The sequence below is a fragment of the Cloacibacillus sp. genome (assembly GCA_036655895.1).
Taxonomy (GTDB): Bacteria; Synergistota; Synergistia; order Synergistales; family Synergistaceae; genus JAVVPF01.
Window position 1 is genome coordinate 36,210 of record JAVVPF010000025.1, and the last position, 11,953, is coordinate 48,162.

Below are 11,953 nucleotides of genomic sequence, written 5' to 3' on the forward strand. Positions count from 1 at the left end.
GCATCACAGAACGGTGGTTCCGCTTGCCGGAACATTGTTACTAATCAATTCTCAGGCGGTGCGCGTGCGCGCCCGCGGGGGCGGCTCACGCGAAAGCGCGGCGCGGCGGCGATATGTGAGAAAAATAATATTTACTGCAAGTTGTCAAAAGTCGCGTCAAAAAGTCCACACAATTTCCGCCGCTTTGAGTTTTTCAGCGCGGAAGCAGAGTCTTTTTCCGCGTAAAGTGCAGCCGTCTGCCTCAATCCCATCGTAATATGCTAAAATAACCATCGAGGTGAGCGCGTTTGAAGAATAAAATTTTTATTTTTTTAATTCCCGTCCTGCTGCTGCTCAATGTGGCGCGAGCCTCGGCTGATAACCTTTTTCTTGCCGACTACAATCAGGTTTTATACAATTCAGAATCGGGCATGGAGGCAAACGAGGCAAACGACGTCTGCCAAACCTCCGACGGATATATATGGGTCGCCACTTACAGCGGGCTTATGCGTTTCGACGGAGTCAAATTCCAGCGTTTCAACACCAAAGCAGACGAATTTACGGCAAAAAGCGCGACGACTCTCTTTGAGGACAGCCGCAAACGCCTCTGGGTCGGCACCAACGACAAAGGGCTCTTCGTGCGTGAAAACGGCCGTTTCCGCCATATCGAAGACGCCTCAGGCGGCGGCTTCAACACAGTACGCGCGCTCGCGGAGGACGCGGCCGGGCGTATATACTTTGGCGCTGGCAGCGGCGTCGGCGTCGTTTCTGAAAAGGGCCTCGTGCGCGTCGGCATGGGAGAATGGGACTCCTCCTTCATCCTTGACATGGGCGCTGCGCCGGACGGAAGCGTCTGGGCCGTCGCGCGCACAGGAGAACTGTTCATCCTGCGCGGCGGAACGCTTGAACGCCGTTTCGCGCAGAAGGAACTGGGCGGACACGGCGTCATCAGCATCCTGCAACATTCCTCCGGCACAATGTACGGAGGCCTCTCCGACGGCGGGCTTCTGCAAATGACCTATACCGGCGGCGCGCTTACGACGCGGCTGATAGAGACGCCCGGCATGAGCAGCGTCAACGGCCTTTTTGAAGACCGGTCGGGGCGGCTGTGGCTCTGCGCCGACAACGGCCCTGCCTATTTCGACGCCGATTTTAAATTCCACAAAGTGGACGGCTGCCGGCTCAACAGCTCTCTTGAACGCATCCTCCAGGACTACGAGGGGCAGTACTGGCTTGCCTCCTCGCGTCAGGGGATGCTGCAGCTTTCAAGGAATAAATTCACCGATATAAACTTCGCGCTCGGTGTTCCGGCAGGCGTCGTCAACGCCGCTCTTGCCGAAGAGGGACGCCTTTATATAGGCAGCGACGCTGGGCTTTTCATCGCCGATAAAAACTACCGATTCATCGAAACGCCGTATACGAAAGCGCTCGCCGGAAAGCGCGTGCGTCACCTCATGCGCGATTCAAAAGGAAATCTCTGGATAAGCGTTTACTCGACCGGCGACGGTCTCATGCGCGTGAAGCCCGACGGCTCTGTGCGGATATTCTCGAAGGCCGACGGTATGCCCAACAATAAAATACGAATGACGATGGAACGCGCAAACGGCGATGTCGTGGCCGCCACAAACGGAGGCGGCGCCGTCATCCGCGGCGACAAAGTGGTGCAGACGATAGGCGCGCGCGAAGGCCTGACGAACCTCACCGTCCTCACACTCTGTGAGGACGGCGACGGCGCACTCTGCATAGGCACCGACGGCGGCGGCATCTTTGTGATGAAGGACGGGAGCTTAAAAAACTACACGGCGCGCGACGGCCTACACGCGGACGTCATCCTCAGGCTCCTTTACGACAAACAGCACAAAGGCCTTTGGGTGAGCGCCGGAAACGGCCTCTGCTTTGTGGACGCGAACGGCAAGATACGGCAGATAGAGGTCAACGCCCCGATAACAAGCGGCATATTCGACATAGTTGAAAACTCAAACGGAAAGCTCGTGCTGCTTGCCGACACCGGCGTCCATATCGCTGACAAAAAGGCGCTCTTTGCCGGAGACGATGTGAAATGGGAATCCTACATGCACCGCGACGGCCTGCACTCCACAGTGACCGCCAACTCATGGAACCAGTACGGCGGCTCGGGCAAATTATACCTCTGCGGCACGAACGGGCTTTACTCAATAAACTTAGACAACGTGCAGAAAAACAAACACAGGCCGAAACTTGCGGTCAACCGCGTCACGGCCGACGGAAAAGTCTTTGAGAACACAACGAAAATAGAGATACCCAGCACAACGAAAAGGCTTACGGTAGACCTCGCCGTGCTCAGCTACATGAATCCCGACTACAACCGGGGACAGTACCGTTTAAAAGGCTTTGACAAAGAAGACAACTACGGCGGCCCAAAAGAACTCTCTAACATAAGCTACACAAACCTCAAAGGCGGCACCTACACGCTTGAGTTCACCGCAGAAAACAGCGACGGCGTCACAAGCACGGCACCGCTTGAAATAATCATAGTAAAAGAGCGCGCTTTCCACGAGCGGCCCGCAGTCGTCGTCATGGCGCTGCTTTTGCTTGCCGCGCTCATCTTCCTCCTCACGCGCTGGTATTATCAAAGACGCGCCAAAGAGCTTGAGCGCAGACAGGAAGAACTGCGCGCGATCGTGGCCCAGGCCTTCTCCGCGATAGCCGACACCATCGACGCGAAGGATACATATACGCGCGGCCACTCTACCCGAGTCGCGGAATATTCTGTCGCAGTAGCAAAAGAGATGGGCTTTTCGCAGCAGCAGCTCGACAACCTCTACTACACGGCGCTGCTGCACGACATCGGGAAAATAGGCATCCCCGACAACATCTTGAACAAGCCCGCAAAACTGACGGACGAGGAATACGAGATAATGAAGCAGCACCCGGCAAAGGGCGGCCACATCCTCCGCAACATAACGATAATAGACGAAATAAAGGACGGCGCCGCCTACCACCATGAAAAATACGACGGCACGGGATACAACGAAGGTCTCAAAAGAGAGGCCATCCCGCTCATAGCGCGCATAATATGCGTAGCCGACGCACTTGACGCAATGGCCTCCACTCGTCCCTACAGAACTGCGCGCAGCCTGGACTACATTCTCTCAGAGCTTGAAAAAAACATCGGCACGCAGTTTGACCCGCAAATAGCCCGAATAATGATAGAGCTGCTGAAAAACGGAAAACTGAAACTCTACCAGGACGGGGAAGAGGAACGCTGATTTTTTGCACTTGTCGATTGCGAAAGTAACCGAGAGTTTGTCTCTGCATATAGATTAGAATGTCAATGCACCATTTCTGGAAGCTATGGTAATTTTACTGTGAAATCGTATTCTTTGAATTCAAACATATCAGAAGCGATAATCAGCGCTTCGTAGCGTTTGAGACGCTCTTTTATGTTGGCGTTGTCTTTTTGGTACATCCTCATTAGCATGGCGTGGATCAAAGCTACTGCAGACGAGGCCGGTTCTACAAATAGAAAATATTTTAAAGGGGTTATCAAAACATGGTTTGCATGCTGGACGATGGGGGACATTTGACTGTCTGTTACAGCAATTATAGGTATACCTTGGGTATGTAAGGTCGATGCTATTTTCAATGTTTCTTTCGGATACCTAGGGTAGGTAAAGACAAGTGCGACAGATTTTTCACAGAGGAACTCCATTGCTCCGTAGAATGCCATATCTCTTTGCTTTACAACAAAGACTCTCTCTCTAAAAATCGTTAGGTAATCGGCAAGATATTGAACTAAATACCCTTGGGTGGGGCCTCCTACGAGCACCACGGTATCCGCTTGAATAAGCCTGTCTACACATTGGTCAAAAATTTGGGGGTCAATGCTAAGCATGGTTTCGTCAATAAGATCTTTTTCTAAAGTCAGGATCCTATGGACTACATGCTCGTCAGATCCAACGCAAGAAATTTGACGGAACGCACTTGTTTGCGTTGCCTCTTGTGTTTGTATTCTCAAATCGAGTTGGAACGCTGAAAAGCTACTATAGCCTATAGCATAAACGAACCTAGTCAAAGTGGCTTCGCTGACATGAGCTTTTTTGGCAATTTGGGGGGCATTCAGGAGTGCCACCTCATAGATGTTGTCACATATAAACTTCCCGATGAAGGTTTGTTTTTTAGTTAGATTAGGTGCGGCTTCGATAATCTTTTCGCTTATTGTTTTCATTAGACAGCTCTTGCATAATGCAAGATACATAAGGCCTTCCTTCCTAATAATTATCCATTGTGAAATTTAATAGAAAATTATTTTTAAAATTATGAAATCATTTCTTCAGCAAGTATATATTCTATCATTGTTGTTTTAAGTACACAACTCTTATTTACTACATACGTGTCTATATTAGGACGTCAATCTCTTATATTTTTAGAATAAGCGTCCAAAATATTTTTTGTATAAAAATATTATAATTATAACAGCCTCTATAGAAGAAAAATTATACTAGATAGCGTTGAGTTCATCCTATTGACAAGAAAGCTAAAGGGAATATAATGAAGATATTATTTCATAAATCAAATAACAAAGAAATTATTTCTTAAATAATTGAAAGGGATGGAATTCGTGAGACCAAAGATAAAATTATTGGATGACGAAGAAATCAAATATATTGATCGTATTTCGAGAGATATATTAAAAGAAATTGGCTTTATTTGTGAAGATGATGAAGCAATGTCAATATTTGCAAAGGCTGGGGCGCGTGTACTGATAAAAGATAAGAAAGTTTTTCTAACCAATCATATTATTGACCAAGTTATTGAAACTTTCAATCCTATGGTGGAACTATATGGGCGCAACGGGCGTGAAACTCTTCATGTTGGAGGAGATAATCTGTATTTTGGAACCACAGGCTTTGCTACCAATTATCTTGATTTAGAAAACGGAGGGTATCGTCCGTCAACTAGTAAAGATGTCGTAGATATAATGAAGCTCTGTGACGTTTTGGATCCGCCGGATTATATTCTTCCTAGTGTTGGAGCTACAGATGTGGAGCCTGAATATGTGGATCTGTATGAGTTTAAGGCGGGAATGCTTTATACCTCCAAGCATATTCAAACGCAGGCAAATGATCGTAAAAATGTTAAGAAAATAATTAAAATGGCGGAGTTTATGGCTGGTAGCAGTGAGGAACTGAGGAAGGCGCCATTTTTTTCGTTCCTAGTAACATTGACCAGTCCTTTGCATCAGCGCAGCGACTCCATGCAGCTCATTATAGAGTCCGCGCAGAATAATATACCTCTCTTTATTGAATCTGGGCCTATGGCAGGGGCGACGTCGCCAGTGACTTTAGCTGAAACTGTCGCTATAGCAAATGCAGAACTTTTAAGCAGTATGATTCTGGCTAAACTGGTAAACCCCACGGTTCCAACTATATATGCAAGCTGGGCAAGAGCCATCAATATGCAAAACGGTTATGTGAGTGTTGGTTGTCCGGAGTTTGGTATGTTGCGTGTGGCAACAACTCAGATGGGAAAATATTATGGGCTCCCAACCGGAGGCGGCGGAAACCTGACTGACTCTTTATCTCTTGATCCGCAGCTTGGAGCGGAACAGTGTTCGACTAGTATGTTGCCTGCGATGGCTGGCATTAATATGATCCAAGGCATGGGGCTAATCGCCGGTATGAATGCTGTAAGTGCGGAAGCGCTTGTCATTGCGTCTGAAATTGCAAATTATGTAAAAAGAGTACATAGAGGAATTGATGTCAATAAGGATTTTAAGGGGGTTGAGCTTATTAAAAATATTGGCCCTTCTGGCGATTTCTTAACATCGGAACACACTTTAGAAAATTTCAAAAAAGAACTTTGGATGCGGAGCATATTCGACTGTTCTGCCGTTAAAAACGAAAACAGTCAACTGGAATCTGGTGTGCTGAGTAAAACGGTTATGAAAACTAAGAAACTAATGAAAAGATATGTTCCTATTACTTTGCCCGAGGATGCAGAGACTGTGCTTGATAATATTATCCGCAGCTAACGATTATAGAATTTTTTACCTATCATATAAAAAAGAAAGTGTGGAGTTACAAGGATGGATAGTAAAGTTCTCAGGTCTATTGCAGAGGCAGTTATAGATGGCTCCGTCAAACAGGTTGCCACTTTAGTCAATGAGGCGGTTTGTGCTCAAATCCCGGCTGGGAAAATCCTGAATGACGGGTTGATTTCAGGAATGAACCAGGTTGGAGAACTTTTTAAAGAGGGCGAAATGTTTGTGCCCGAGGTTTTAGTTTCAGCAAAAGCGCTACAAAACGGGGTTGATATTATTCGTAGTCTGCTTGTAGAGGAGGGGGTAAAAGCGGCAGGCAAAATTCTGACGGTGACGGTAGAGGGAGACCTTCATGATATTGGCGTTAAGCTTGTCGGAATGATGTTAGAAGGGGCCGGTTTTGAGGTGGTCAATATTGGTGTGGATGTCACCGTTGCCAAAATTGTTGAGAAGGTCAAAGAAATAAGGCCGAATATTCTTGGACTATCTGCGATGCTCACAACTACGATGGTAAATATGAAGGATGTGATGGATGCTCTTAAGGAAGAAGGATTACTTGATGATTTAAAAGTAATGATAGGCGGTGCTCCTGTGTCTCCTCTGTATGCTGAAAAGATTGGGGCGGTGTATTCTGCCGATGCAAGTGACGCTGTAACTGTAGCGAGAAATATTCTGCCGCGTTAGGCGATACTTCTCAGAGATTAATCTAATCTGTTCTTTTAATGTAATGGTTTAAGTACTAGCAAATTATTGAAGACAAAAGGAGAGATTGTGTATGAAAAAATATCTTATAAGAGTAATGGCGATATTTACTTTTAGCTTTATGTTTGCCTCCTGTTTTTCACTTGCTGCGGAGGCTAAGGTGCTTAAAATGTATGCTCCGTACCCTGCGGATAGTTTTATTACACAAGGATTAGTCTCTGCGGTGGAGCAGATAAAAAAAGAGACGAAAGGGAAAATATCAATAAAAATTTTCCCTGGTGGGCAACTTGGAGGATATGAGGAAGCGGTAGAAGAAGTTCGTCAAGGAACAATAGACTTGGCTTCAACATGGCTTACGAAGCGTTTTGACCCGCGCCTTGATATGCTTAATCTGCCAGGTTATGCTCCTTTGGGGTATAAGCAGCTCGCAAAAATTTGTTTTGCAGTAGATTCTCCCTTTGCTACAAAAATCGAATCCGTTCTTCAGTCAATTAATATTGTGAGTCTTGGCCCGTGGCCGGAACCTTATGCGAATCTTATTTTTGCCAAAGGAAAACGCCCTGAAAAATTCATCGGCTTTGAAAATAAAAAAAGAAGCATAAGGGTACCCGGAATGCCTCTTTATAGAGATTCTTATGTGGCTATGGGGTATCAGACTCTGACGATGGATGTATCGGAGCTTTGGAATGCTATGCAGACTGGGCAGGTTGACGGCGCCTCTGGACAAACGCTTGAAAGCACATATCTTCTTGGTAAGGATATTGTAAAACATGTAGATTACAACAGGGCAGTCTGTCCTCCTTCGTGGCTTATCATTAATAAAGACCTCTGGTCCTCATTCACCAAAGAGCAGCAGAAGATAGTATCTAAGGCGTTTAATACTTGGTCGCTTAAAACGCTTGATTTGATGGCTAAAAAAGACATCGAGTATGCGAAACTTCTGAAAGATTATGGAATTGAAGTGGCAGAATATAATGACAAATATTATTCTGAACTAGCGGCATATCTCAGAAAGACAGTTTGGCCGAAATACTATGATGTGTTTGGTAAAGATTTCCTTGTCAATCTTGATAAGATTGTAAATAATATGAAAAATAAATAACCAGTAGAAACATATGGTAAAAGCATGCCTGAAGTCGAGTAACCTTTGGGTATGCTTTTATGTTTAAAAGAAAGCCGGGGTGATTGTGGTGAAAAAAATAAAAGCAACAAATCAAATCATGGAATCAAAAATATGGAAAAGCCTACTGGTGATCCAAAGAGGCATCATGTTGCTCACTTCTTTGGTGATGCTGATGATATTGGGAGCTGTTGTTGTTGCTAGATATGTTTTTCATATGGATATTTTTGGTTATGATGAGATAGTTCTTGTCGATTCTTTCTGGATGTATTTTATAGGGGCTTCCTATGCAATGTATGAGGGCGGTCATATTAAAGCGGACATCTTATCTTCGTTGCTCAAGCCGAGAAAACGTGCATTGATGAAGGTTGTGGCGGGGATATTTCAAACTTTGGTGAATATTATTTTTAATGTTTTTGCCTACAATTTAATTGTAAGATCAATAAAAATATGGCCAGTAACCTCTTCATGGAATATTCCATTTCTGATTCCACAGATGGCCTTATTTTTAGGTTTTACATTAATGTCATTTTATCTAATCATCTACACAGCCAAAGACCTCAATATATATATTGGTATAGGTAAGGAGGAGGATTAACCGTGGCGATTTTTATAGCCATTTTGATTATTATAGCCGGCTTGCTGCTTGGAATGTATATACAATATGCCTTTATGGCGGCGGCGTTATTTTTGATAGTGACTTTAGATTATCAGACGAGTTTTTTGCTCACGTATGGATATAGTATAGTCAATTCCTTAATATTGATTTGTGTGCCCCTTTTTATAGCCGTCGGTTTGCTCATGAATAAAAGTGGCATCGGTAAATGTTTGGTTGATTTTGTCGACATTTTTGTTGGAAGAATAAAATGCGGGCTTGCTATAGTTGCCATTGTTGCTTCTGGAGCCTTTGGCTCCATTGCAGGCAGTAGTCTTGCGACATTGTCATGTATTGGTTCCATCATGAAGCCGAGGTTTGAAGAGGCCGGATATGATAAGGGGTTTACTGCTGCATTGATTACCTGCGCTGCGCCGCTGGGACTCTTGATCCCTCCAAGCGCGCACATGGTACTCTATTCTTGGGCGGGGCGCCAGTCATTGCTGGCCTGTTTTCTTGCTACTGTTGGCCCCGGTATCATGTTAATGATCATGCTTTCAATTACAAGTTACTTTATCCTCAGAAATAACCCAAATATTAAAATCAGACAACCAATGAGTTATGCTGATTTTATTGGCATGGCTTCAGAAAGGACGTTTTCTGCCATTCCTGCTCTTGCTATGCCAGTCATTGTGCTCGGAGGTATTTATGGAGGTTATTTCACCCCAACGGAAGCTGCGGCTGTTGCCGTAATATATTCGATTCCTGTCGGTTTTTTTGTTTATAAAAAATTGACCCTGAAGGGGCTATGTGAGACCTTGATTGAGACGGCATCGACGACTGGTGTTATTATGGTCATGATATTTTGCATAATGATGCTTAGCCGGATTTACATTATGGAAGATTTACCGGGAATGATCACTAAAACGCTAAAAGAATTTTCAGACAGCAAATATGTTATTTTGCTAGGTACTAATATTATTCTTTTAATAATAGGGATGATTATGGATGATACCAGTGCGATTCTCCTATGTACGCCGATATTCATTCCGATTCTCCAAAACTTTGGTGTAGACCCGATACATTTTGCGGCGATAATCGGGGTGAATATAGGAATCGGTCTCCTTTCCCCTCCGACCGCGCCATGTCTATATTTTGGTTCAGGCGTGATGAAGACGGCGGTTGCAGATATGCTGCCTATGACGCTAAAATTTATTGTATTTGCGTGGCTTCCTACATTATTAGCGGTAACTTATTTTCCAGAAATGGCCCTTTGGCTTCCGAGACATGTTCTTGGATGGTAATGCTTAGTATTGAAATTAGAAGAAAGCAGGAAACTAAGATGAGTGATGGTAAAGATTTACTTTTCAAGGCGCTTCGCTGTGAAGAAGTCGATAGAATTCCGTGGATCCCTTTCACGGGAGTACATTGTGCAAAGTTACTTGGAGTTGATGCTGAAACATACCTTAAATCTCCTCAGAATATCGTGGCGGGTGTTAAGCTGGCTGCTGAAAAATATTTTGCAGATGGTGTGTGCTCTGTTTTTGACCTTCAAATTGAGGCTGAAGCCTTGGGGTGCGGGTTGAAATGGTCGAAAAACAATCCGCCCGCTGTAGCTACACATGTACTTGATACGAAAAAAATCGGAGAACTTCCTGAATTTACTAAAAAACTTGGGCGTATTGAGAATGCTCTTAATGTTACCGCTACGTTAAAAAAAGAAATTGGAGATGATGTGGCTATCTTGGGACTAATATGCGGCCCGTTTACCTTAGCGTTACATCTCGCAGGGGCTAAATTCCTCACGGATATGATTGAAGAACCGGAATATGCAAACGAGATACTATTGTTCTGCGCAGAGATATCTCGTAAAATGTCCGCTTGGTATGTGGAGGCTGGAGCTGATGTAGTTGCGCTTGTAGACCCAATGACGAGCCAGATATCGCCAAGACACTTTAAAAAATATGTTACAACGGCCGTGGCTCCTTCGATTCAGGAGGTAAAGTCAAGGGGAGCGTTCGTAACTCTCTTTTGTTGTGGAGACGCAACGAAAAATATTGAGCTTATGATGCAATGTGAACCGGATGGTATTGCTTTTGATGAACAAGTGAGCGTGGTGATGTCTCGGGAGCTGTCTGCGAAATACAACGTAGCGATAGAGGGGAACCTGCACCTTACTACAACATTGCTTTTCGGGAATCCGCTGGAATGCGTGGCGGATGCAAAAAAATGTTTAAAAGAAGGAGGGCATAAAGGTTACATTCTCTCGCCGGGCTGTGACCTGCCATTTGACACCCCGGAATATAATCTTGAAGCAGTGGGCAGATACGCTGTGCTTGGCGAAGAACCTTCTAAAAGCAGCGGATTTTCATCGCTTGAAGAAGCGCTTTCCGGTTGCAATGCCGCCGCTGAAGGGTTTGAGGATGTGACTATAGAACCAGGCAGGATATTTATTGAGGTGGTCACACTTGACTCAGAAGGATGTGCTCCGTGTCAGTACATGATGGAATCTCTATATAGAATCAAGGATAAGTATGGAGATAAACTATTTTATCGTGAAACTCTGATAAAAAGCCTCGCCGGCATTAAACGCGTAAGTGCCATAGGAGTGAAAAATCTTCCCTCTATGTTGATGAATAATGAAATAGTTTTTGATAATATAGTTCCTACAGACAATGAACTCATGAAAGAGATAAATAAAAGATTGTAGATTTTTTGGGGTATAAGCATACACTGGCTGAAAGGTAAAAGTTTTAATATTGAACCGACTAGGTGGGCGTCTGGTCCATCAACATCGGTTTTTATTGATGGACATAGTTTGCAAGATTCAAATGAATAATTGCACAAAGATATGTGTGTTACTTATTGTTTCAGATTGTTTAGTTTATTCGCATAATAAACATCCATATCTACAACGCCAGGGATATGATAAAGAGAGGCTTGCTCGTTGACTTCAACGTCTATCACATTGCCGATTTCTTCAAATGCGACGTGCTCCCATCTCTCTTTCATATAGAGCTTAAAATGCTTATTGTCATAACTTCTATCCCAAGCTTCAGGGTACTGATGGTGCAATTCTGTGACGGAAGGGCTTTTTTGATCGAAAGAGAAGAAAGCGCCCATTGCGCAACTGTCAGGTTTGAGATAACGGGAAACGGCCTCGAGCGAATACCCTTTATGGAATAAAGCGTATTCGTTGGCAGAATCAAAATCTATATACAAATCCACAGAGTTTTCTTTTAGCGGGAGCAGGCTGCTTGCAGTAGCCACATATAGAATGTCTCGTTCGAGGCCGAGTTTATCTATTAAACCTTTATATATAGCAACGAGTTCCGGGTATTTGTCGGTGATGATGTATAGTGCGTCAGCGGGCATCTCCTCAATATTTGCATGGCAGAAACAATAATTATTTATAAAATCCTCTAATATGACTTTGCCAGCCATATTCTGTGACTTTAGTTTTTCAAGAAGCCAATGATAAGATTTTTGCATATATGAAACCAAAGTGGGATTCATCAGCCTGTAGCAGTTTCTT

At 44.4% G+C, this 11,953-nt stretch carries 9 protein-coding genes; 7 read left to right on the forward strand and 2 right to left on the reverse strand.

What is annotated here, in order from left to right:
- The first annotated feature begins 287 nt into the window (after nucleotides 1–287).
- Nucleotides 288–3,227 carry a two-component regulator propeller domain-containing protein gene (locus RRY12_08965; protein ID MEG2184795.1) on the forward strand — a complete coding sequence of 980 codons (2,940 nt, stop codon included), beginning with the start codon at nucleotides 288–290 and terminating at the stop codon, nucleotides 3,225–3,227.
- An 83-nt stretch (nucleotides 3,228–3,310) separates the two neighbouring features.
- Here RRY12_08965 and RRY12_08970 read toward each other — a convergent pair whose 3' ends face one another.
- The gene (locus RRY12_08970; GenBank protein MEG2184796.1) at nucleotides 3,311–4,186 is read right to left on the reverse strand and encodes a MurR/RpiR family transcriptional regulator; all 876 of its coding nucleotides are present in this window, start codon (nucleotides 4,184–4,186) and stop codon (nucleotides 3,311–3,313) included.
- Between the two features lie 384 nt (nucleotides 4,187–4,570).
- Between RRY12_08970 and RRY12_08975 the strand changes: the two genes are divergently transcribed.
- The 6 genes from RRY12_08975 (at nucleotide 4,571) to RRY12_09000 (ending at nucleotide 11,128) form a co-directional block, all read left to right on the forward strand.
- Complete coding sequence (locus tag RRY12_08975; GenBank protein ID MEG2184797.1) at nucleotides 4,571–5,992, forward strand: trimethylamine methyltransferase family protein; 1,422 nt, start codon at nucleotides 4,571–4,573, stop codon at nucleotides 5,990–5,992.
- 54 nt (nucleotides 5,993–6,046) lie between these two features.
- Complete coding sequence (locus tag RRY12_08980) at nucleotides 6,047–6,685, forward strand: corrinoid protein (GenBank protein MEG2184798.1); 639 nt, start codon at nucleotides 6,047–6,049, stop codon at nucleotides 6,683–6,685.
- A 91-nt stretch (nucleotides 6,686–6,776) separates the two neighbouring features.
- On the forward strand, nucleotides 6,777–7,805 hold the full coding sequence (gene dctP, locus RRY12_08985; GenBank protein MEG2184799.1) for a TRAP transporter substrate-binding protein DctP: 1,029 nt from the start codon (nucleotides 6,777–6,779) through the stop codon (nucleotides 7,803–7,805).
- Nucleotides 7,806–7,893: 88 nt separating this feature from the next.
- The gene (locus RRY12_08990; GenBank protein MEG2184800.1) at nucleotides 7,894–8,421 is read left to right on the forward strand and encodes a TRAP transporter small permease; all 528 of its coding nucleotides are present in this window, start codon (nucleotides 7,894–7,896) and stop codon (nucleotides 8,419–8,421) included.
- A 2-nt stretch (nucleotides 8,422–8,423) separates the two neighbouring features.
- Nucleotides 8,424–9,722 (forward strand): TRAP transporter large permease, encoded by a 1,299-nt coding sequence (locus tag RRY12_08995; GenBank protein ID MEG2184801.1) that lies wholly within the window; start codon nucleotides 8,424–8,426, stop codon nucleotides 9,720–9,722.
- A gap of 38 nt (nucleotides 9,723–9,760) precedes the next feature.
- On the forward strand, nucleotides 9,761–11,128 hold the full coding sequence (locus tag RRY12_09000; GenBank protein MEG2184802.1) for a uroporphyrinogen decarboxylase family protein: 1,368 nt from the start codon (nucleotides 9,761–9,763) through the stop codon (nucleotides 11,126–11,128).
- A gap of 152 nt (nucleotides 11,129–11,280) precedes the next feature.
- Here RRY12_09000 and RRY12_09005 read toward each other — a convergent pair.
- Nucleotides 11,281–11,953: hypothetical protein (locus RRY12_09005; GenBank protein ID MEG2184803.1), on the reverse strand; the 673-nt coding region annotated here is incomplete at its 5' end.

Bases quoted from the DNA above. Each gene is read 5' to 3' on its own strand.
- RRY12_08975 (MEG2184797.1), top strand. From the start codon at position 4,571: ATGGAATTCGTGAGACCAAAGATAAAATTATTGGATGACGAAGAAATC.
- dctP (MEG2184799.1), top strand. From the start codon at position 6,777: ATGAAAAAATATCTTATAAGAGTAATGGCGATATTTACTTTTAGCTTT.
- RRY12_08970 (MEG2184796.1), bottom strand. From the start codon at position 4,186: ATGAAAACAATAAGCGAAAAGATTATCGAAGCCGCACCTAATCTAACT.
- RRY12_09000 (MEG2184802.1), top strand. From the start codon at position 9,761: ATGAGTGATGGTAAAGATTTACTTTTCAAGGCGCTTCGCTGTGAAGAA.
- RRY12_08980 (MEG2184798.1), top strand. From the start codon at position 6,047: ATGGATAGTAAAGTTCTCAGGTCTATTGCAGAGGCAGTTATAGATGGC.